Genomic DNA, 19,657 nt, shown 5'->3' with positions numbered 1-19,657 from the left:
CCTGTCCCGCGGACTTTCTCGGGCACCGTTTCACTGTATGGAAATCGATACTTTCTGGCTGTCGCCGGAGGATTCCGGAATCTTCACTTCGTAGCTGCCCGGCTTGACGGCGATGAAAGACAGCGTTGCAGTCCCGGCCTCGTCGAATTCCAGGCTGTCGATCGCCATTGGGCGCACCTCGATGCCGTTGACGACGATCTCGTTCATCCAGATCGCACGGAAGAACGGCGCACCGGTGATCGCCAGCTCCGCCGATCCGTCCGCCGTGATCTGCATTTCGTAGTATGCGCCTGACTGGAGCGTAATGGCACCCTTGCCGAGCGGCTTTCCGGACGCAAGCGTGATCTCGATCGGCTCTCCCCGATTGCATTTGGCCAGCAGCCCGGCAAAGCCGAGGTCGCTGCAAAGCGGCGCGGCAACGGCCGGACTCGCCAGAAAGAGCGCGGCGAGCGCCGCAAGAACCGATTTATGCACGATGAATCCTCCCCATTGGTATTTGCCCATTGCTCCGCTTCAATCCGGCGCGACTACGACGCCCCAGGGCTGCTCGCCCACCTGAACCGAGCGGATCACCTTTTCCGCCTTCACGTCGATTATGCTGATGTCATTGGAATTGCCATTGGTGGTGATCAGGAATTCCTCGCCCGGCGTGAATGCCATCTGCCAGACCCGCTGCCCGACGAGCAGATAGTCGAGCACTTCGTCCGTCGCTCCGTCGATCACTGCAACCCGGTTTGCGGGTCCAAGCGCCACAAAGATGCGCGAGCCGTCCTTGGTGGCCTTGACGCCGACCGGCTGCAGCCATTCCGGCAGGACGCCCGGGACTTCGAACGTGATCTTCTTGGTGATTTTCGGCTCGGCCGCCGACACGTCGATCACCGAAACGGTACCCCCGATCTCGGCGCTGACGTAGAGCTTCTTGCCGTCTGCCGTGAACTCCGCATAACGCGGCCTCTGATCCACCAGCACGTTGTGCACGATCTTGTAGGTCGAGGCGTCGATGAAATGCGCCATATTGGTGGTTTCGGACGTATTGATGATCGTCTTGGCATCCGGGCTGACCGCGACGCCTTCCGGCTCGACCCCGACCGGCACCTCAGCCAGTACCTGGTGCGTCTTGACATCCACGACGGTCACGAGATTGTCGTCCTCATTGGCGATGTAGAGCGGATTGCCGGAAGGATCGAGGGCGAAAAGTTCCGGATCCGGACCCGACGGCAGCGTGTGCAGTTCCCTATAGGTCTCGGGATCGAAGACCCTGACGGTGTCGTCATCCGACGCGCAGACGTAAAGTTCCTTGCCGTCCGGACTGATGGTGATGCCGCGCGGCCTGTTTCCGGCCGGGAACGTGGCGATCACTTCCCAGCTTTCACTGTCGAGCACGGTTATGTTGTTACCGCGCTCGTTGCTCACGAAGACCTTGTTGGCCTCGGCCGAACCGGCAGACAGCAGAACGGCGGACACAATCGCCAGTGCGGGTCTGAGCATCTTATCCTCCAAATGCGTGACAGGCTGTCTCGGGCGCATCGATGCCCAGCGTGTCGAGCGGCGAATGCTGGTGCAGGTAGCCGTCCTGCGGCGATACGGAAACGGTCACCCGGCCCTCGGTCAAAAGGACCGGCTGCCGCAACTGCCCGTTCCAGGTGCGGAAGGTCAATTTCTGGCCCTTGAACGCAGCCAGTTCGAAATCCTTGGAAAGGGCGTAGGCCCGCACGCTCCCCGGGTCGGCCTTGCCGGACCGCGTCACCGCCTCTCCGATCACGCGCATTGCAAGCCATGCCTGGTAATCTTCCTCGCGCATGTAGCGGCCGGTGAGTTTTTCGAAGCGGCGCTGGAACTGGGTCGCACCCCAGGCCTCGTGGGCGGGATGCCAGGAGACCGGACGCAGGCCCGCAGAGCCCGCGACCGGCCTCGGATCCCAGCTGTGATAGGGCAGATAGGGCGCGAAAACGCCAGCCTCGTCGGCCGCGACGATCACGTCATATTCCTCGGCCTCCTGGGTGAAGACGGGAATCTGCTTTTGCACCAAGACATGACCGGTATCCGTGCGCCGGCTGCCGCCGGTGTCGACGAACTCCCGCTCCTCGACGATCTCAGCACCGAACTTGGCGGCCGATTTGCGGTAGCTGTCGGCAAGCAGCTTGTCTTCGGGATGCGAGCCGTGGATCAGCAGGATACGCGGCCATTTCTTCCACATGAGAAACTGAACGATGCTGTCGCTGAGCATCGAACGGCTCGGCGAGACGTGCAGCACATTGGCCCGGCAATCGGCATCGCGCAGCCCGTCGTCGCGAGCGCCCGCATTGAAAAGCAGCACGTCCGGCCCGGATTTGTCGGAGAGCGCCTTCAGTACGTCGCCTTCTGCGATCACCGCGATGAGGCCGATGCCTTCCGCCTTCAGCCCATCGAGCGCCGCCTCCGCCTCTTCCGGCGCAACCGCCTGCGTTTTCACGGTGTAGTCCATGCCGGTGAAGGCGCCGGTGGTCCGGTTGTCCTCGTTGCCAAGCATGGCGCCGGCAAAGCCCAGATCGGCGGGCGGCGCATCGAGCCGCGAGATCGGCGGACCGACGACACGATCGATCCGCAGCACAGCCGTCTTCACCTCCGCCGCCTGCACGGGAGACGTAACAAACACCGTCACCCAGAAAACGACATGCAAAAGCGATGGGTTAGGCATTGCCGGAACGACCTCCCAATCTCCCTGACACTCCCTCGGAGATGGAGACTAACAGCGCAGTAGGTGTGGCAAAACCGATACTTAAGGAGCGTAGTTTAGCGACATGCGTGTGCTAGGCTGGATGTCATGCGGCACATCCTGACAGTCGTTGTCTCGATCCTTGTTCTGGCCCTGTCGCCGGCGCTCGCTCGTGCTGCGCTGGACAAGCCGCTGGCGCCGGGCGCCAAGGTCGCATTCCTCGGCATGACATTCATCGATCTGTCGACGGAGGGGGCCTATAACGGGGTGCGCGCCGACGAGACCGCGCGGCTCGAGCTCATGGAAAACGCGGCGCGCGACCGCTTCGTTCAGGAAGGCTTCGTCATTCTCACGAACGAGCCAGTGGCAGCCGAACTCGCCAGCACGGTCAATCCGGCCGACTGCAACGGCTGCGACCTGAGTATGGGCAAGCGGCTCGGCGCCGACTATGTGCTGGTCGGCGAAGTGCGTAAGATCTCCAACCTTATCCTATCGGTGGAGCTCGTACTGCGCGACGTGGACTCCGGCGAGATGCTGCGCGGCCTTGCCGTCGACATCCGCTCGAACACCGATGACAGCTGGCTGCGCGGCATCCGCTACATCCTGAAAAACCACTTCTTCAAATCCTGAAGGATGCCCGATTAAGGCCTTTTGAGATTCGGGATACCCGCCGCCTGTTTGAGCGCTCGTCACAGGGATGACGCGAAGAGGAGAGATTGCAGTCCTCCGATACGTTCCCTCGTTTCACCGGCCGCCGGGCTCCGGCTCGATGCGCTCCGTGGGGTAGCCGGCCGCCGTCCAGCCATCGGTGCCCTGCGGATACCAGAAGACGTGGGTGTAGCCGTATTCGAGGGCGCGCTTTCCGGCATTCCAGGACATCCAGCAGCCGTCGAGGCAAAAGAACAGCACCGGCCGGCTCTTGTCGCCACCGGTCGCCTTTTCCAGGCCGGCGCGAAAATAGGCGTGCATGACGTCGGCCAGCCGGCCATAGCCGACATTCGGCAGCCATAAGGCAGATGGAATGGACAGCCGCGGCTTCTCGTTCCAGACCGTTCCCTCGGGCAGGTTGGCGGGCTTCGGCGGCTGCGGCAGGACGTCGATGAAGGCCACCTGACCGGTTTTCCACAATGCATGGGCGGCTTCGGTCGACACGACGGTCGCGCCGGAAAGCGTCGCCGGCACCTCGGCGCGGTATTCGCTCTCCCGGTAGCCCGCAGGCTCCTCGGCCGCCGCCGCCGGGAAGGCGGCAAACAGGAGCAGGACCAGCGAATGGAGCCACTGGCGGGTCATTGCTGCGCCTCGAGCGGGCCGGTTCCCATGTCGTTCAGGAGCGGCACGCCGGCCTCGGCGAGAATCGCGTTGATCTCGGACTGATTGCGACGAATGAGGGAATTGAGCTTGCGCTCCCAGACCTTCTCGCCTTGCCGCACGCCCATGGTGATGCGGTAGAAGAGCCTTGGCGGGGTGGTCTCCGACAGGAGCGGGGTCGCCTTCAGCTTCGGGTGGCTTGCCTTGACGAGCGGCCCGCCGATCGGCCCCCAGAGGATGGCTGCGTCGAGGGCGCCGGATTCCAGGTCGGCGAGCATGTCGTCGGCCGGATCCTCATAGCGCCGGTCGACCATCAGATGATATCCCTTCGCCTTGGGCAGCAGTCCGTTTCTCGCCATATGGGTCGCCGGCGGCGTTCCCGCGACGATGCCGATCCGCTTGTCCTTGAGAAGAGGGTCGGCAAGCGTCGTGACGCCGCCCAGCGGACCTTCCGAGGCAACGATCAGCACATAGGACGAGGTATAATAATGGTTGGTGTTCAGGACCAGCTCGTCGCCCTGGGCGAAACCGATGACCACATCGCAGGCATTGGCCTGCAGGGTCTTGCGCACGAAGCCGGTCGCCATCGGAAACCAGGTGTATTCCACCGGCAGCCCGAGCTTGGATGCCATCAGTTCGGCGATCCTGTTCTCGTATCCCTTACCCGACCGATCGGACATCGGCAGATTGGCCGGATCGGCACAGACCCGAAAAGCCGTCTTCGACACCAGGTCCGATGTCTGCGCTACCGCCGGCTGAGAGCCGGCGGCCGCCAGCAACAGAGCGCCGGCGCCTGCCAGAAGGCTACTCGTGACCGAGACAAGCCGTTTCAGCTTCCTTGATCGCATCGGATTTCGCTTCCTTCTTGGCCGGACGTCCGCGCGGCAGCGCATCGGCTCCGCGCGCTTTCAGATAGACGTAGATGTCGTCGAGATAACACATCACGTTGACGTTCTCGCCGAAGGCAGGCATCACCGAGTTCTCGGCAGCGTTCACCTTCTTGCGCCCGTTCGTGACGACATCGACGAAATCGTAGTAGTCCATGTTTATCGCGGAGGTCTTCAAGGCCGGCGCATAGCTCGACCCCTCGCCCTCCGGGCCATGACAGACGTGACATTCCGAGTGATAGCGGCGAAAGCCCGAATAGGTGAGCCAGTCGACCGTGCCGTCCTCGGCGATCTTGAAAGTGGGAACGTCATCGGCGGTGTAGTAGCGCCCGTTTTCGTCGCGCACAGCGGTGATGTTGTCCTTTGGCGCATCTTCTGCGCCTGCGGCGCTCGCCATAAACGTCAAAAAGGCGAGGATCATCGGTACGGCTGGTCTTGATCTGGTCATCTTGCGTCCTTTTGGGGGCTGATATGAGTTGGCGCGGGCGTGTGAGCCCCCCCCAACTCCCGGGCGAAGATTGCCTCTTATTCCGGCAGCTTGAACACGGTAAGCGTGCCGCCGAGTGCGGTGTAGTTGCTGAGGGCCGAGTAGCCGCCGACGGCTCCGAGACCTTCAGTCGGGTTGGTCAGGCCCGCTGCCAGACCGATACCGGCCCAGCCGCCGACACCCGAAAGCACGGCCACGTACTGCTTGCCGTCACGGGCATAGGTCATCACGTTGCCGATCACCCCGGAAGGTGTCTTGAAGCGATAGAGCTCCTTGCCGGTTGCCGCGTCGATCGCCTTCAGATAACCCTCGAGCGTTCCGTAGAAGACCACGTCGCCGGCTGTTGCCAGAGCGCCGGACCAGACCGAGAACGGCTCCGGCAGAGACCACTTGATCTTGCCTTCCTTGTTGTCCCAGGCAATGAAATTGCCCATGCCGCCGTGGCTGTCCTTCGGCGGGTACATCGACAGCGTGGCCCCGACATAGGGCTGGCCGGCGGTGTAGCTTACCCGGAACGGCTCGTAGTCCATGCAGACGTGGTTGGTCGGCACGTAGAACAGCTCGGTCTTCGGCGAATAGGCCGCAGGCTGCTGGTCCTTGGTGCCGAGTGCCGCCGGGCATACGCCGGTGGTGTTGGTGTCTTCGCCGTTTTGCTCCGTCGAATACTGTGCCACGACCTGAGGCCGACCGTATTTGTCGGACTTCGGATCCATGACCACTTCAGTCGCCCAGTTGACCGTGGGATCGTACTTCTCGGCCACGAGCAGCTCGCCGGTGACGCGGTCCATCGTATAGCCGAAGCCGTTCCGGTCGAAGTGGGTCAGCAGCTTGCGGTCCTTGCCGTCGATCTGCTGTTCGGTCAGGATCATCTCGTTGACGCCATCATAGTCCCATTCGTCATGGGGCGTCATCTGATAGAGCCATTTCGCCATGCCGGTATCGACATCACGCGCAAAGATGGTCATCGACCACCGATTGTCGCCCGGCCGCTGGGTCGGGTTCCAGGTCGAAGGGTTACCGGATCCGTAATATACCAGATTTTCTTCCGGATCGTAGGAGTACCAGCCCCAGGTCGTGCCGCCGCCGATCTTCCACTGATCGCCTTCCCAGGTGGTGAGGCCGGAATCCTTGCCGACCGGCTTGCCCAGATGGGTGGTCTTTTCAGGATCGATCAGCGTATCGCTGTCGGGCCCCATGGAGTAACCGCGCCACAGGAGTTTCCCGTCTGCCATCGAATAGGCCGTCACGTGACCGCGGACGCCGAACTCGCCGCCGGATATGCCGACGAGAATCTTGTCCTTCACCGGCATGACGGTGGCGGTATTCGTCTCGCCCTTGGTGGCATCGCCGTTCTTGACGCTCCAGATGACCTTGCCGGTCTTGGCGTCGAGTGCCACGACCGTCGTATCGGCCTGATGCAGGAAGATCTTGTTATCCGCATAGGCCACGCCGCGATTGACGGTGTCGCAACACATCACCGGGATCACGTTCGGATCCTGCTTCGGCTCGTATTTCCAGACGATCTGGCCGTCCTTGCTGAGATCCAACGCGTAGACCGTGTTCGGGAACGGCGTATGGACGTACATCAGGTCGCCGATGACGAGCGGCGAACCTTCGTGACCACGCAGAACGCCGGTCGAGAAGGTCCAGGCAACCTGAAGTTTGCCTACGTTGTCCTTGTTGATCTGGTCGAGCTTGGAGTAGCGCAGGTTGGCATAGTCGCCGGTCTGGATAGCCCATTGATTGGGGTCATCGATGAGCTTCTGCAAATCATCGTTGGCGAAAGCGACCTGTGCACCGCCGCCTATCGACAAAATGGCAAGCATTGTAAGAAGTCGTTTCATTTCATCCTCCTCTTGGGTGCTGCCGATAGGGCCGTTGAACCCGCTCGCTCCGGGAAAACCTCGCGGTCTCCTCATCTCCCGGTATCGGCTTGCGACTCTGCCCCTGCTGCTGGAGAAAGCTCCGTCTGCTTCAGGGGTAACTTGCTTCTGTCCTTGTTTTCGCTTCCTCCTCTTCGGTCAGGGAAAGGTTGCCAGATATGCGATTATATCGGCGCGCTCCTGATCCTTGCGCAGACCCGCAAAGGTCATCTTGGTGCCGGGTAGGAAGCCCTTCGGACTGGTCAGAAACTCAGCGATCTTCTCCGGCGTCCAGGTAAGCCCTGCCTCGGCCGCCTTGCTCATTGCCGGCGAGTAGGCGTAGCCTTCGGCTTTGCCGGCCGACCGGCCGATTATCCCGTTCAGCAAGGGTCCGGTCTTCGACTTGGCATCCGGACCGACGGCATGACAGGCCTGACACTTGCGGAAGACTTTCTCGCCTGCACCGGGATCTCCGACCGAAGGATCCAGAGCAAGAGCCGGCGCGGCAGCGCCAAGAATTCCACCGAACAGGACGAAAGCGGTCAGTCGGGTACCAAGTCTAAAAGCCATTCTTTCCTCTCCCTTACGCGGCGTTCAGCCGCTCTGCATGCCAGCGCACGTGGTCCTCGCCGAAGCTCGCCACGAAATAATAGCTGTGATCGTAACCCGCCTGCAGCCGGACGACGCCGGCCTGCCGCCGCTCCGCCAGCAAGCGGGCCATCGCCTCGGGCTGCAGCTCGTCCAGAAACTGATCCGCCGCGCCCTGATCGATCAGGATATCGCCATGCCAGCCGAGCTCGCCGAGAAGCAGGCAGGCGTCATAGCTGCCCCAGTCGGCCTCGTCGTCGCCGAGATACGCGGAGAACTGCTTGCGGCCCCAGTCCGACCGGGTCGGATTGACGATCGGCGCGAAGGCCGAAACGGAGCGGAACAGTTCCGGGTTGCGGAAGGCGATCGTCAGCGCGCCGTGGCCGCCCATCGAATGCCCGGTGATCCCGTTGACCCCGTTCAGCGGCAACTGATCCTGCAGAAGAGCGGGCAATTCGGTGACGATGTAATCATACATGCGATAGTGCGGCGACCAGGGCTTCTGCGTCGCATTGACATAGAAGCCCGCACCCTGACCGAGATCGTAGGCCTCGTCGTCGGCCACGCCCTCGCCGCGCGGCGAGGTGTCGGGGAAAACCAGCGCCAGCCCCTGCTCGGCCGCGTGCCGCTGCAGACCCGCCTTGATCATGGCATTCTCATGCGTGCATGTCAGGCCCGAGAGATACCACAACAACGGCACCGAACGCGTCCGCGCCTGCGGCGGCATGTAGAGGCCGAATGCCATCTCGACACCGCAAACCTCGGAGGCGTGGCGGTACACGGACTGGGTTCCGCCGAAACATTGGCTTTGCGTTACGAGTTCCATCTTCGCGCTCAATAGAGGACCACGCTCCGAATGCTCTCGCCGGAATGCATGAGCTCGAACCCCTTGTTGATGTCCTCGAGCGGCATGGTGTGGGTGATCATCGGATCGATCTCGATCTTGCCCTCCATGTACCAGTCGACGATCTTCGGCACGTCGGTGCGCCCGCGCGCGCCGCCGAAGGCGGTGCCCATCCAGGTGCGGCCGGTGACGAGCTGGAACGGCCTGGTGGCAATCTCCTGGCCGGCGCCGGCGACGCCGATGATCACCGACTTGCCCCAGCCGCGATGCGAGGCTTCGAGCGCCTGGCGCATGACCTTGGTGTTGCCGGTGCAGTCGAAGGTGTAGTCGGCGCCGCCGATCTGGTCGGCACCGCGCTTCGTCAGGTTGACGAGATAGGGCACGATGTCGTCGCCGACCTCCTTCGGATTGACGAAGTGGGTCATGCCGAACTTTTCGCCCCAGGGCTTCTTGTCGTTGTTGAGGTCGACGCCGATGATCATGTCGGCGCCGGCAAGGCGAAGCCCCTGGATGACGTTGAGTCCGATGCCGCCGAGACCGAAGACGATGGCGGTGGCGCCGATCTCGACCTTGGCGGTGTTGATCACCGCGCCGATGCCGGTGGTGACGCCGCAGCCGATATAGCAGATCTTGTCGAAGGGGGCGTCCGGATTGACCTTGGCGAGCGCGATCTCCGGCAGCACGGTGAAGTTCGAAAAGGTCGAGCAGCCCATATAGTGGTGGACCTTGTCGCCGTTGATCGAGAACCGCGAGCTGCCGTCCGGCATCAGCCCTTGCCCCTGGGTGGCGCGGATGGCGGTGCAGAGATTGGTCTTGCGGCTGAGGCAGGAGGGGCAGGAGCGGCATTCCGGCGTATAGAGCGGGATGACGTGGTCGCCCTTCTTCACCGAGGTGACGCCGGGGCCGACATCGACGACGATGCCGGCGCCCTCATGACCGAGGATCGCCGGGAACAGCCCCTCCGGATCGGCCCCCGACAGCGTGAAATCGTCGGTATGGCAGATGCCGGTCGCCTTCACCTCGACCAGCACCTCGCCGGCCCGGGGGCCTTCGAGCTCGACTTCGGTCACGACAAGGGGTTTTCCGGCCTGAACGGCCAGAGCAGCGCGAGTGCGCATGGATTCCTCCGGTACTACGTTATGTAAGGGCCCCTTATGAGGGCTTGTACACAGATTACAGACGGGCCAAAGCACAAAGACAATTGCGACCTTAGTGTGTAAAACGCGACCTTTGGCTTCGTCCCCGGTCACCCTATACTGACGCCCGTGAGAACACGGAGACATCAAGAATGAGAGTCGCCTGTCACGCGCTTCGCCGGATGCGCGGTTTGCCGCTCAACCTGGCGATCGGTCTGGCGCTTTGCCTGACCCAAGCCCCCGGCGTCGCAGCAGCAATGGATTTTTCCGATCCCGACTGGCCCTGTATCCAGCGCAAAGTCGAGAACCTGTCGGCGAGCCTGATGTGGCCCGCGCCGGTGACCCGCACGCCTCTTTCGCCCGAAGCAAACGATCTCGTGGAAGCATTATCGCTTCGCCGGGTCAGCCTGGAAGAGGCCGACGCGCATATCAGGGCTTTCGTGGAGCGGAACAAGCAGGTCGACGGTCAACTGCTCGGCAACATCTTCTACGGCGTGTTCGACAATATCGCCGCGACCCGCCAGCGGCTGATCACGGGGATAGCCCGCTATTCCCGCAGCCAGATCGCGCTCTCGTCCCGCATCGAGGGCGCGCGCGTCGAGATGGCAAAGCTTTCGCGGGAGAAAAGCCCCGACTTCGACCGTATCGACAAGCTGGAGGAACAGATCGACTGGGACGAGCGCATTTATCGCGATCGCTCGCAGGCGCTCACCTATGTCTGCGAAACACCGGTGCTTCTGGAAAAACGCGCCTATGCCATCGCACAGATGCTGCTGAAGCATATGCCGGACTGACGCCTGAACGCATCGGATCCGCGCATCGTGCCTTCCGAGCAGCGATTCCGCTTTTCTCACCCCACGCTTTGAATCTGGTCACTTCCCCACGGAAGGCCCTACGCACTTTTCCTGAGAGTGCTCTAAGGATCCCATTCCATCTCCGTATAGGCGGACGTGGCGTTTTGCGGGTTCAAGAGGTCGAACAGGCGCCATCGGTCCGATTCGCTTCGACCGATGACCTCGCTTGCTTCCCCGAGCGCCAGGCCGTCATCGAGCGCTTTCTTCGTATCGGACTCCAGAACATGGAGGTAGCGTTCGAGCGGCGCGGCGGCCTCAGGCCAGTCGAGCAGCGGCCCTCCATGGCCCGGTACGACCTTCCGCGCGCCCAGCCCCTTCATCTCGGAAAGAGCGGCGAGCCAGCCGCGCAGCGATCCGTCGAGGGCCGGCGTGTGCCTGTCGAACAGCAGATCGCCGGCGAAAAGGATACCGGACGTCCGGTCGAAGACGGTGAGGTCGGTAGAGGTGTGCGCCGTTGGCCAGGCGCGCAGCTCCAGCACCCTGCCGCCGAGGTCGATCGCCTCCTGCTGCGCTATCGCCCGATCCGGTGCGACTATGCGGCTGCCCAGGAAGGCCGCCTCGCCGATCCGCCGGGCGTAGCTTGCGCGATAGTTTTCGGCGCGGTCGGCGAGCGCACGCGGCAAATTGGCCTGGCCGACCACTGCCGCTCCCGCCTCGCGGAGCGGCTCGGCGCCGAAGACGTGGTCCGGATGCATGTGCGTCAGGATCAGATGACTGATCGGCAGGCGACTTCGTTCGCGGATCGCCAGATAGATCTCTTCTCCGAGCTTGCGCGCGCCGCCGGAATCGATCACGGCGACGCTGCGCGACCCCACGACGAAGCCGAAGTTGGACATGTCGCCGCCGTTTTCCGCATCCGGCTCCGCCACCCGGCCGCGATGCAGGAAGACCCCTGGGGCCGCCTCGCTGAAGGAGAGAGCCGAGTTGGGCCTCGGGGCACAAAATGGCGGCTTCTCGGTCCAGTCGCCCGGCTTGCGCGTGACGGAATGCAGCGCATGCTCGCACCCCGCTTTCGTCTCCGCCGCAAAGCCGGGCAGCAGTGCCACCCGGCAGATCTCGCTCGGCGGCGCGTCAGGTGCTGCTGCAGCAAGGATGCACATCGTCACGAATGCTTCGAACACCTCGAGCCCCCGGCATTTTCGAAAAAGTGGGCGATACACAAACCCGGCGATCTACAAGATTGCGGCCGCCGGTCGCGTCAGACAACATATCCGAAAGGCTCGCTTCTGCTCCCGGGCATCTCGTTCTATGCTATAAGATACTCGCAGCCTGTCCAAAAAGGGGGCTTTGAACCATGAAGCTCATTCTCGCGCTTATTCCCGCCATGCTGACGGCAAGCCTCGCACTTGCCGAGCCGGAGAAGCCGAACAACCCGCTAGCAGACGGCGCGACCTGGCGCGATTTGAAGGGCGACGTCGTCGGCGAAGCGGCCATTCTCGACGGCACCACCCTGTTCTCCGTCACCGCGCCCTACCGCGCCAACGACGCCGCGACGGTGCCGGTCACGATCGAGCAGACGGACGCCGCGGCGGATCCGATCGAATTCCTCAAGCTGGTGATCGACGAGAACCCGGCGCCGGTGGCCGCCGAAATCCGCTTCGGCCCCGCGATGGCACCGCTGAAATTCGAAACCCGCGTGCGCGTCAACCAATATTCGAACGTCCGGGCGATCGCCGAAACGCCGCGGGGCATTTTCATGAATGGCCGCTTCGTCAAGGCATCCGGCGGCTGCTCGGCGCCTGCCACAAAGGACCCGGTCGCGGCGCTGAAGGATATGGGAGAGATGCGGCTGAAGCTCTTCGACGGCAAGGGGGACGGACAGAAAGCCCGCCGCGAGGCGCAGATCATGATCCGCCATCCGAACTATTCCGGTCTCCAGCGCGACCAGATCACCCAGCTCTTCGTCGGTGCGAAATTCATCACCGAATTGGTCGTGAAGCAGGGAGACGAGCTTCTGTTCTCGCTCGACGGCGGGATATCGATCAGTGAAAATCCCGTTTTCCGTTTCAGCTATACCGACAATGGTGCCCCGGACTTCACGGTCCATGCGGTCGATACGGACGGCAATGTCTTCGACCGGGTCCTGCCGAAGACGCCGCCCGCCTGAATGCGAGCTGAATTAGCCTGGGGTCACGCACTTCCGGACGGAAAACCGTTACACACTTTTCCTGGAAGTGCTCTAGAAGCACAGCATCTCCGCCTCCGCCTGGGCGCGTCTCAGATCCGCGACCATGGTGCGTGGCACGACCGCCGACTTGAACATGGCCAGCTGTTCGCCGCTCCCCTGCTGGAGAGACAGCACCGTTTCGGCCTGGACATATTTGTCATAGGGCAGGATCGATGCGATCACATCGATCGAGCAGGCGCATTTACTCAATACTTCCCGGCTCTGGCCGTTGGCGGCCATGCATCCGAACACATAGTCGGCCCGGACCTCGGTGGGGTAATCGTTGAGGCGCTCAGACATGCTCTGTCCGCTTGCGGGGATTGCCGCCGTCGCGATTGCGAGCGCGGTCAGGGCGGCGCGCATCATGGGCGGCCGCCCTCCGCAGCTTCTTTCAAGGTGATCGCGTGGGAATAGCCGGCCTCGGCCCCGCCCGCCGCCGAAGGAACGGTGGCCACCAGCGCATAATACCAGCCGGGAATCTCTTCCGACACGGTGACGGCGAGCGACAACTGCGAGATCCGCCCCATTTGCGCGCGCGCCTTGTCGTGTTCGAAGGGCCGGATCGTCACCTCGCGCGCGGCGATTTCACGGTCGTGATAGCGCAGCGATATCGGCTCGATCTGCGCATCCCGCAGCAGGGCTTCCTTGATGCGGTTGCGCATGTAGAAGGGACTGCCGCCGGATTGTGCCGCAAGATCGGAAAGCACGCTTTCGAGAAAATACATGATCAGCGGATTGCCGACCGAGGCTGGATAGTTGCCGAGCCCCCGGGACTGGCTGCCCTGATGGAGCGTCATCGCGACATTGTCGCCAACCTTGAGGCCGATCGTGAAGCTGCCGGCCCTCTGCCCTGCATCAGGCCCCGACACCACCTTGTCGTAGACGAGCGAGCTCTGCTCGTCTACGGAACCGTCCTTCGCCACGGCGAGCCCTTTCAACGCCGCCGAATGGAAGAGGAGCTCGTAGGTCTCCGCAGCAGCCACGGGTCCGTGCCCCTGCCCCAGCAGGAATAGAGCGATCAGGAGAAAAATACGCATCGCAGATCCACCGTCCGATTGTGGCCCGTTCCGAGGCTCCGTTTACCGGTTTCGAGCCTAGCAGCGGCCCCGGCAATGTCATCGGAGACCTTTGTCTGTGTTTGTCTCACGCCACGCGGGCCCGGGTCTTCCAGTCGATCAGCGCCCTGAGCCGCACCAGCTGCACCGGCTTGGTGAGCACGGCGAAGGACATTTCGTTACAGAGCTGCAGGAATTGCCGTTGCCGGTTGGCGGAAATGATGATCGCCGGTATTTCGGCTCCTGCGAGCGCGCGCAGCGTATGAATGGTTTCTATGCCGTTGTCCTCTTCGTCCAGCTGATAATCGACCAGCAAGATGTCGGGAGCCGTGCCGATTTCCTGCATCAGCGCCGCCGCATCTGCAGTCGAGTCCGCTGCCAGAACGCTGGCTCCCCAGCTTTCCAGAACCTGCGTCATCGCGTGCAGCTCGTCGGCATCGTTCTCGACGATCATCACGATCAGATCGAGGCTGCCGTCGAGCATCGGCTCCATCCTCGGATCCTCGCTGACGCTGGCATGGCCGGGCGCGGCCAGCGGCACTTCGATCGAGAAGACGGAGCCCTGGCCCGGCCGCGATGCCAGCCGGATGGGGTGATCGAGATGCCGGCATGCCCGCTCGACGATCGACAGTCCAAGTCCCATGCCCGGACCCTTTGCCGCGCCGCTTGCCCGGGTGAACTCCTTGAATATCCGTGTCCGATCTTCCTCGGATATTCCGACGCCGGTATCCCACACTTCTATTCGCACGGCACCGCCCGCCAGCCGGCAACCGACCAGGACACGGCCGCGCTCCGTATATTGAATGGCGTTCACGACAAGGTTCTGGACGCAGCGCATCAGGTAGCGCTGATCGCTGCTGATCCAGCGTGAGGAAGGCACGATCCGAAGGTCGATCCCCCTTTCCGTTGCCAGGGGCGCCAGATCCTCGGCCACGCCCTGCAGCAGATTGCCGAGATTGAACGAGGTGACGTTGAATTCGGCTCCCGAGCTGTCGAGGCGCGAAATGTCGAGAAGCGCCTGCAGGAGCGATTCGATCGAGGTGAAGGATCGCTTCAGGCGCCTGACCACCTCCTCCGTGCCCGGCTGCCCCACCTTGTCCGTCAGCATCGACAGATAGAGTTTGGCGGCGTTGATCGGCTGAAGGAGATCATGACTGGCAGCCGCCAGAAAGCGGGTCTTGGATGTGTGGGCCGCCTCGGCAGCCTCCTTGGCGTGCCGAAGCGCCGCCTCGATCTTGGTCTGCTCGTCGGCGTGTATCTGCAGCAGGCGATTGGCCTCGGTCAATTCGGCCGTGCGCTCCTGCACCCGTTGCTCCAGAAGCGCCGAGGCCTGCGTCTCTGCCGTCACGTCCATGATCGACACGATGAAACCGTCATCGGGCAGGGAATGGATGCGGATGTCGAGGCTCATGCCGTCGCGCCGGCGGAAGCGCTCCTGCACCGCCTCGCCGCGGCGCACCGCCTTGAACCAGCCGGCGACCCTGGACCGGCGCCCTTCCCGCTCGAGAATCTCGTGGCGCTCGACATGTTCGACAATGCGCTGAAAGGGACTTCCCTTTTTCAGAAGCGCAAGCGGCACGCCGAGAAGCTCACCGAAGCGCTCGTTGCGTACCAGCAATTCGCCGCCTGACGAAAACGTGCAGACGCCGAGCGACATGTGATCGAAGGCCGCCTGCAGCAGATGGGACTGCTGGTCGATCAGGCGGTTCTTCTCGCGCCGGTTCTCCCGCACGATGTCGGTGATTTCGGTCTGCAGGACCGTGATATTGCCGGAACTGGTCTGCCGATAGGAAATCTGGAACCAGCGATCGTTCCGCAGCACCATCACGAAGGACGAAAAGCGCTGGCCGGATCCCTGCCCCTTCGCCACCGGCTGAGGCCGGCCCGCCAGGCCATTCTCCTCCCGGTTCAGATACTTGCTTGCGTTGACCGCTGCGAGATAGTCGTCGAAACCGAGGCCGGGCTTGATCAGCGGCTCCACGTCGGGCAGCAAATTGCGGAACTGGGCGTTGCAGGCCTGCAGTCGTTCCTCGGAAAAAAGTGCGAAGCCGTCCTCCATCGCCACCATGGCATCGGCGAGATTTCTCTGAATCCGCTCCTGCGCCTGGTAGGCGACCTCGAGCTCGCTCGACGCCCGGTCGAGCGTATCGAGAGCCTTTTCGAGATCCTTGGTCTTTTCCCAGACCTCCGCCTGAAGGGCGATGGCGGATTCGAACAGCGAATAGGCGGAGCCCCCGACTTCGTGGCCGCGCTCGGCCCGGTTGACCAGCGCCTCGATGATCCTTGCCTGCTTGGCGATCTGAAGTTCGTAGGGCTCGTTCGGATCGATCATAGCGGCGCTCCCGCCTTCGGCCGGAAAAAGGCGACGCCGACAAAGGTCTGGTTCACGTGCACGCCGAGATGCTGTTCTCCATAGGTGTTGAAGCCGACGACCCGGCGCTGCCGCAACTGCTCGGAAACCTCGCTGTCCAGACCCTTGCGCTCGATCTCGAGCTTGCGCAGATAACAATCGAAACCGAGGATGAAATCCGGGGCCTCACCGTCATGGCCGCTGACCGCCAGCCCCGTCTCGAGCGTTCGGATGATTTCCTTGCCGCGGCCGAGGCGCAACAGCAGACCATCGTCGATCGCCGACAGGAAGGTGAGCCCGTGCTCGCCTTGAATCTGCTGGATCGCCCGCACGTGATAGAGATTGCCGTTGCGCACCAGTACCGGATTCTCGGCGAAGACCATCGGCGACAATTCGCCGACCGGCACCTTGACCAGCCGGGCATATTCCTCCGCCGCCGGCGAACCATTGATTTCCAGGACCAGCCGTTCCTCGGGGACCGCGCGGGTAACCACCATGCGTTTGTCGGTGGGCTGAAAATGATCGAAGCCGAGACCGCTGAACTCCAGATCGGTTTCGAGCAGCAGGAGGAGCGCGGCATTGCTGTGGAATTCACCGTTGCGAAGCACCTGGGTGCGCTGGAACCGCAGCCCGTCGCCGGCCGAACCGCCAAAGACGGGAATGTCCTTCAGCCCTGCCTCCAGGGCCGCCACCAGAATATCCTCCTGCTTGGACAGTCCGTCGGCGAAAATCAGCGCCAGCCGCTTGCGGCCCGGCGTCACGCGGAACTGTGTGGCGAGCCGCTCGGTCTGCGAAACGACATCGGCAATCGAGACCGGCGAAATCGGTTGGAACAGGATCGACGCCACCCGAAAATGATGCCGCTGGAAGGCGACCGCCAGCAGAGTATCGTTTTCATAGCCGCGCGGCGTGATCTGGCCGGCTGTCGTGCAGCCGAAGACGACCGTATTCGGCAGCGACTTTCTGAGCGCAGCGGCAAGGTCTTCCGGCTGCAGCCGGTCCGGCACGAACAGAAAGATAAAGCTCGGCCTCGCCGTGGCGAGCTGCCGTCTGATTTCGGCGAGGGCGGTGAACGCATCATCGGCGCGTGATGTCGCGAGCCGCACCGCCTCGGCGGGTTTGCGGTCAAGATCGTCGACAGCCGTCATGCACCGTCACCCTCCAACTCCATCCCGGCAGGCCGGGCACACCTCACTGCAGGCTGTGGCGGATCGATACTTCGCGTACCAGCATCGCCGCCTGGGTGCGATTGTGGACGCCCAGCCGGCGCAGAAGCGCCGTGATATGCGCCTTGACGGTCGCCTCGGCCAGTTGCATCTCGTAGGCGATCAGCTTGTTCGGCATGCCTTCGCAGATCAGGCTCAGAATGCGGGTCTGCTGCTGCGACAGATGCGCGATCTTGCGCGAGATCGTCTCCACAGACTGGTCCGTCGCCGTCGCGCGCGCCGGCACCGCATAGCCCGGCGGCACATAGGTCTTGCCGTTCCAGATATCCTGCATCGCTTCCTGGAAATTATGACGGTCGATGTCCTTGGGGATGAACCCCGCGGCACCGGCGGCGATGACCGATTGAACCACGTCCTTCGACGTGAAGGCGGAGATCACGATGACCGGAATATCGGGCATCTTCTCCTTGATTTTCAGAAAACCGCTCAAGCCGGATGCATCGGGCAGGTTCAGATCCAGCATGATCAGATCGGGCGAGAAGCGCATCCTGAGCTGCTGCAACGCTTCGCTCAGCGACGTCGCCGTTCTGATGCGGCGCGTATTGAAGGTGCTTTCCATCGTCGCGGCCAGAGCATCGCAATAGAGCGGATGATCATCGATCACCAGGGCCGACTTTATCGAAAGCGAATGAACGGGCAAGGCTGTCCGCGGCATGGCTCTCCTCCCGAGATACTTCCAAGCCAACAGAGCGACTCAAGGCCACTCCGAATTCACCGAGAATATCTCTCTCCCAGGCCGTCGTACTCTCCCCAGCACGACGCGAATCGTTGTCGCACAGTTTTCCACCCCGGGCAATTCCGAGATTTGCCATGCGACGCTACACTGTCGGCGATACGCTTGCGAGATTCAAGCGCCTCGTTCAGGGGCCCAGGTATTCAGACAGGGCGGCTCGCATCCGCAACCCTGCATCGCCACTTCTTGACGCGAAGCGCCGGATGCTGCTCGGACCATTCGGCGATGTACACCGCGGACTGGAACATGCATTGATTCAACGACCTCAGGTCCTGAAACTGCAGCGTTTCCTCCCGGCATTTTTCGGGTGCCATTGCAAGGCATACGGTCAGTACGAGCGTCACCGGGTCCATGACTTCTCCCGTTTCGGATGAAGCTTACGCACGGACTAATATAACCGCCCGCGCGGGAATGCGCCAGCCACCGGCCGAAAGCGGTGGGCATGCGCGGCCGGGGATCATCGTGATCGGGGAGGCGAGCGGAGCATCCGTTGCGGCGAGGCGCGCGTTTCTTTCAGATGATCGCAAAACAGATTCTTGAAATCGCGGAACTTCCTGAAACCGAGGTGACCCGCCAGACGCACGACCGTGGCCGTGGACACGCCGCACTCATCCGCTATCGAAGTCGCCGTGCCGAAGGCGATGATGTCGGGATGGTCGAGTATGGCGCGCATGACGCGCTTGCGTTCGCCGGCAAAGATCACCTCCTTCTTCGCGATCATGGCCTTGAGTTCGCGAAGGTTGGAGGGAGGCATTCTTCCGCGTCGGCAGCTCATTGCCTTGCGATCGGTTTCTTTCTCCTCGGCCGTTGCGGACAGCAAAGCCATCAACGGACATCCTCGATCAGCCGCACCCACTCCGCCGCACGGGCTGCTGCCTCGATGAGAACGGGTTTCGGGGCCTTGTACCACTCTGCGCGCGCGAGTTGGCGGCGCTCGCGAATGTGCGCGATCGCGCCGGCAAGCGTCGAGAATTCCGAAGGAAGCGTCAGGTGCAGAAACAGCGCCATGACGATCACCGAACGCGATCGTCCTCCCCGGCAATTGACAAGCACGTTGCCACGTTCCCGCCTCGGATAGGACGGCTTCTCCGGCAAGATCTGCTCCAGGGCGGCGCGCAGAATGTAATAGGCCGCGACCATCTGCGTGTCCGGGTTGCCGGAACCGTCGATCAAGCCGATCTTGTAATAGCGGATCTCCCCAGGTCCGTAGGCGCTGCCTTGGTGATCCGATACCAAGTCAGCCTGCCGCACATAGTTGAAATCCAGGTTGACCGCACAATTGACCACGGTGGTGACGCCGTTCCGGCGCAGCAGATCGAGATCGCTCGCGCCTTCCTTGCCGCTGATGAAGAGATCGACGCCGTAGAGCGGGTGCTTCTCGTAGACCAGGCTGAGCTTCGGAAGTTCGGCGTCGATCGATTGCGGGTCTGTTTCCAACTGCTGCATGCTTTTTCTCCGGCGCCGA

General features: G+C 62.5%; 22 protein-coding genes. 3 read left to right on the top strand and 19 right to left on the bottom strand.

What is annotated here, in order from left to right; translation table 11 throughout:
- Positions 1–30 precede the first annotated feature (30 nt).
- From ACFHWW_RS20275 to ACFHWW_RS20265, 3 genes are read right to left on the bottom strand one after another with little or no spacing between them, the layout of a single operon-like run.
- Complete coding sequence (locus ACFHWW_RS20275) at positions 31–474, bottom strand: hypothetical protein (RefSeq protein WP_033047678.1); 444 nt, start codon at positions 472–474, stop codon at positions 31–33.
- A 39-nt stretch (positions 475–513) separates the two neighbouring features.
- Complete coding sequence (locus tag ACFHWW_RS20270) at positions 514–1,488, bottom strand: YVTN family beta-propeller repeat protein (RefSeq protein WP_338284121.1); 975 nt, start codon at positions 1,486–1,488, stop codon at positions 514–516.
- Position 1,489: 1 nt separating this feature from the next.
- The gene (locus ACFHWW_RS20265) at positions 1,490–2,677 is read right to left on the bottom strand and encodes an ABC transporter substrate-binding protein (protein WP_379940419.1); all 1,188 of its coding nucleotides are present in this window, start codon (positions 2,675–2,677) and stop codon (positions 1,490–1,492) included.
- A gap of 126 nt (positions 2,678–2,803) precedes the next feature.
- On the opposite strand from ACFHWW_RS20265, the gene ACFHWW_RS20260 reads away from it, so the two are divergent.
- Entirely contained in the window at positions 2,804–3,325 is a 522-nt protein-coding gene (locus tag ACFHWW_RS20260) for a DUF3280 domain-containing protein (protein WP_379940417.1), read from the top strand.
- Between the two features lie 114 nt (positions 3,326–3,439).
- Here ACFHWW_RS20260 and ACFHWW_RS20255 read toward each other — a convergent pair whose 3' ends face one another.
- The 7 genes from ACFHWW_RS20255 to ACFHWW_RS20225 all read right to left on the bottom strand — a co-directional run bounded on the left by ACFHWW_RS20255 (position 3,440) and on the right by ACFHWW_RS20225 (position 9,789).
- Positions 3,440–3,985, bottom strand: a complete 546-nt coding sequence (locus tag ACFHWW_RS20255; protein WP_100672561.1) for a PQQ-dependent catabolism-associated CXXCW motif protein — start codon at positions 3,983–3,985, stop codon at positions 3,440–3,442.
- Complete coding sequence (locus ACFHWW_RS20250; protein WP_100672562.1) at positions 3,982–4,851, bottom strand: substrate-binding domain-containing protein; 870 nt, start codon at positions 4,849–4,851, stop codon at positions 3,982–3,984. The genes ACFHWW_RS20255 and ACFHWW_RS20250 overlap by 4 nt, the downstream gene beginning before the upstream one ends.
- Complete coding sequence (locus ACFHWW_RS20245) at positions 4,808–5,338, bottom strand: c-type cytochrome, methanol metabolism-related (RefSeq protein ID WP_010975085.1); 531 nt, start codon at positions 5,336–5,338, stop codon at positions 4,808–4,810. Before ACFHWW_RS20245 ends, ACFHWW_RS20250 begins: the two co-directional genes overlap by 44 nt.
- A gap of 77 nt (positions 5,339–5,415) precedes the next feature.
- Entirely contained in the window at positions 5,416–7,221 is a 1,806-nt protein-coding gene (gene xoxF5, locus ACFHWW_RS20240; protein ID WP_100672564.1) for a lanthanide-dependent methanol dehydrogenase XoxF5, read from the bottom strand.
- 177 nt (positions 7,222–7,398) lie between these two features.
- On the bottom strand, positions 7,399–7,809 hold the full coding sequence (locus ACFHWW_RS20235) for a cytochrome c family protein (RefSeq protein WP_100672565.1): 411 nt from the start codon (positions 7,807–7,809) through the stop codon (positions 7,399–7,401).
- Positions 7,810–7,822: 13 nt separating this feature from the next.
- Positions 7,823–8,653 carry an S-formylglutathione hydrolase gene (gene fghA / locus ACFHWW_RS20230; RefSeq protein WP_379940412.1) on the bottom strand — a complete coding sequence of 277 codons (831 nt, stop codon included), beginning with the start codon at positions 8,651–8,653 and terminating at the stop codon, positions 7,823–7,825.
- Between the two features lie 8 nt (positions 8,654–8,661).
- A complete protein-coding gene (locus tag ACFHWW_RS20225) occupies positions 8,662–9,789 on the bottom strand; it encodes an S-(hydroxymethyl)glutathione dehydrogenase/class III alcohol dehydrogenase (RefSeq protein ID WP_127708498.1) in 1,128 nt (375 codons plus the stop codon).
- Between the two features lie 170 nt (positions 9,790–9,959).
- Here ACFHWW_RS20225 and ACFHWW_RS20220 point away from each other — a divergent pair, with 170 nt between their 5' ends.
- Entirely contained in the window at positions 9,960–10,601 is a 642-nt protein-coding gene (locus ACFHWW_RS20220) for a hypothetical protein (RefSeq protein ID WP_379940410.1), read from the top strand.
- A gap of 122 nt (positions 10,602–10,723) precedes the next feature.
- Here the strand turns inward: ACFHWW_RS20220 and ACFHWW_RS20215 are convergent, their stop codons facing one another.
- Positions 10,724–11,782, bottom strand: coding sequence for a quinoprotein relay system zinc metallohydrolase 2 (locus tag ACFHWW_RS20215; RefSeq protein ID WP_379940408.1), 1,059 nt, complete (start codon positions 11,780–11,782; stop codon positions 10,724–10,726).
- A gap of 173 nt (positions 11,783–11,955) precedes the next feature.
- Between ACFHWW_RS20215 and ACFHWW_RS20210 the strand changes: the two genes are divergently transcribed.
- The gene (locus ACFHWW_RS20210) at positions 11,956–12,768 is read left to right on the top strand and encodes a quinoprotein dehydrogenase-associated SoxYZ-like carrier (RefSeq protein WP_379940406.1); all 813 of its coding nucleotides are present in this window, start codon (positions 11,956–11,958) and stop codon (positions 12,766–12,768) included.
- Positions 12,769–12,840: 72 nt separating this feature from the next.
- On the opposite strand, the gene ACFHWW_RS20205 is transcribed toward ACFHWW_RS20210, so the two are convergent.
- The 8 genes from ACFHWW_RS20205 to ACFHWW_RS20170 form a co-directional block, all read right to left on the bottom strand.
- On the bottom strand, positions 12,841–13,194 hold the full coding sequence (locus tag ACFHWW_RS20205; RefSeq protein WP_100670798.1) for a hypothetical protein: 354 nt from the start codon (positions 13,192–13,194) through the stop codon (positions 12,841–12,843).
- On the bottom strand, positions 13,191–13,865 hold the full coding sequence (locus ACFHWW_RS20200; RefSeq protein WP_379940404.1) for a hypothetical protein: 675 nt from the start codon (positions 13,863–13,865) through the stop codon (positions 13,191–13,193). Before ACFHWW_RS20200 ends, ACFHWW_RS20205 begins: the two co-directional genes overlap by 4 nt.
- Positions 13,866–13,971: 106 nt before the next feature.
- Positions 13,972–16,215 (bottom strand): PAS-domain containing protein, encoded by a 2,244-nt coding sequence (locus ACFHWW_RS20195; protein WP_379940402.1) that lies wholly within the window; start codon positions 16,213–16,215, stop codon positions 13,972–13,974.
- The gene (locus tag ACFHWW_RS20190) at positions 16,212–17,381 is read right to left on the bottom strand and encodes an FIST signal transduction protein (protein WP_018095882.1); all 1,170 of its coding nucleotides are present in this window, start codon (positions 17,379–17,381) and stop codon (positions 16,212–16,214) included. Before ACFHWW_RS20190 ends, ACFHWW_RS20195 begins: the two co-directional genes overlap by 4 nt.
- Positions 17,382–17,424: 43 nt before the next feature.
- Positions 17,425–18,114: a response regulator transcription factor gene (locus tag ACFHWW_RS20185; protein WP_003532082.1), complete on the bottom strand. Its 690-nt coding sequence runs from the start codon at positions 18,112–18,114 to the stop codon at positions 17,425–17,427.
- Positions 18,115–18,335: 221 nt separating this feature from the next.
- Complete coding sequence (locus ACFHWW_RS20180; protein ID WP_100670804.1) at positions 18,336–18,545, bottom strand: hypothetical protein; 210 nt, start codon at positions 18,543–18,545, stop codon at positions 18,336–18,338.
- Positions 18,546–18,649: 104 nt separating this feature from the next.
- A complete protein-coding gene (locus tag ACFHWW_RS20175; RefSeq protein ID WP_275599638.1) occupies positions 18,650–19,018 on the bottom strand; it encodes a MurR/RpiR family transcriptional regulator in 369 nt (122 codons plus the stop codon).
- Positions 19,018–19,638 (bottom strand): dual specificity protein phosphatase family protein, encoded by a 621-nt coding sequence (locus tag ACFHWW_RS20170; RefSeq protein ID WP_379940398.1) that lies wholly within the window; start codon positions 19,636–19,638, stop codon positions 19,018–19,020. Before ACFHWW_RS20170 ends, ACFHWW_RS20175 begins: the two co-directional genes overlap by 1 nt.
- Between the last annotated feature and the right edge of the window lie 19 nt (positions 19,639–19,657).

It is taken from the genome of Sinorhizobium sp. P24N7 (assembly GCF_042436655.1).
GTDB lineage: Bacteria > Pseudomonadota > Alphaproteobacteria > Rhizobiales > Rhizobiaceae > Sinorhizobium > Sinorhizobium meliloti_A.
This window is presented reverse-complemented; position numbering and strand designations above follow the sequence as displayed.

Coding starts and splice junctions, on each gene's coding strand:
- ACFHWW_RS20270 (WP_338284121.1), bottom strand. CDS start 1,488: ATGCTCAGACCCGCACTGGCGATTGTGTCCGCCGTTCTGCTGTCTGCC.
- ACFHWW_RS20265 (WP_379940419.1), bottom strand. CDS start 2,677: ATGCCTAACCCATCGCTTTTGCATGTCGTTTTCTGGGTGACGGTGTTT.
- ACFHWW_RS20260 (WP_379940417.1), top strand. CDS start 2,804: ATGCGGCACATCCTGACAGTCGTTGTCTCGATCCTTGTTCTGGCCCTG.
- ACFHWW_RS20255 (WP_100672561.1), bottom strand. CDS start 3,985: ATGACCCGCCAGTGGCTCCATTCGCTGGTCCTGCTCCTGTTTGCCGCC.
- ACFHWW_RS20250 (WP_100672562.1), bottom strand. CDS start 4,851: ATGCGATCAAGGAAGCTGAAACGGCTTGTCTCGGTCACGAGTAGCCTT.
- ACFHWW_RS20245 (WP_010975085.1), bottom strand. CDS start 5,338: ATGACCAGATCAAGACCAGCCGTACCGATGATCCTCGCCTTTTTGACG.
- xoxF5 (WP_100672564.1), bottom strand. CDS start 7,221: ATGAAACGACTTCTTACAATGCTTGCCATTTTGTCGATAGGCGGCGGT.
- ACFHWW_RS20235 (WP_100672565.1), bottom strand. CDS start 7,809: ATGGCTTTTAGACTTGGTACCCGACTGACCGCTTTCGTCCTGTTCGGT.
- fghA (WP_379940412.1), bottom strand. CDS start 8,653: ATGGAACTCGTAACGCAAAGCCAATGTTTCGGCGGAACCCAGTCCGTG.
- ACFHWW_RS20225 (WP_127708498.1), bottom strand. CDS start 9,789: ATGCGCACTCGCGCTGCTCTGGCCGTTCAGGCCGGAAAACCCCTTGTC.
- ACFHWW_RS20220 (WP_379940410.1), top strand. CDS start 9,960: ATGAGAGTCGCCTGTCACGCGCTTCGCCGGATGCGCGGTTTGCCGCTC.
- ACFHWW_RS20210 (WP_379940406.1), top strand. CDS start 11,956: ATGAAGCTCATTCTCGCGCTTATTCCCGCCATGCTGACGGCAAGCCTC.
- ACFHWW_RS20205 (WP_100670798.1), bottom strand. CDS start 13,194: ATGATGCGCGCCGCCCTGACCGCGCTCGCAATCGCGACGGCGGCAATC.
- ACFHWW_RS20200 (WP_379940404.1), bottom strand. CDS start 13,865: ATGCGTATTTTTCTCCTGATCGCTCTATTCCTGCTGGGGCAGGGGCAC.
- ACFHWW_RS20195 (WP_379940402.1), bottom strand. CDS start 16,215: ATGATCGATCCGAACGAGCCCTACGAACTTCAGATCGCCAAGCAGGCA.
- ACFHWW_RS20190 (WP_018095882.1), bottom strand. CDS start 17,381: ATGACGGCTGTCGACGATCTTGACCGCAAACCCGCCGAGGCGGTGCGG.
- ACFHWW_RS20185 (WP_003532082.1), bottom strand. CDS start 18,114: ATGCCGCGGACAGCCTTGCCCGTTCATTCGCTTTCGATAAAGTCGGCC.
- ACFHWW_RS20180 (WP_100670804.1), bottom strand. CDS start 18,545: ATGGACCCGGTGACGCTCGTACTGACCGTATGCCTTGCAATGGCACCC.
- ACFHWW_RS20175 (WP_275599638.1), bottom strand. CDS start 19,018: ATGGCTTTGCTGTCCGCAACGGCCGAGGAGAAAGAAACCGATCGCAAG.
- ACFHWW_RS20170 (WP_379940398.1), bottom strand. CDS start 19,638: ATGCAGCAGTTGGAAACAGACCCGCAATCGATCGACGCCGAACTTCCG.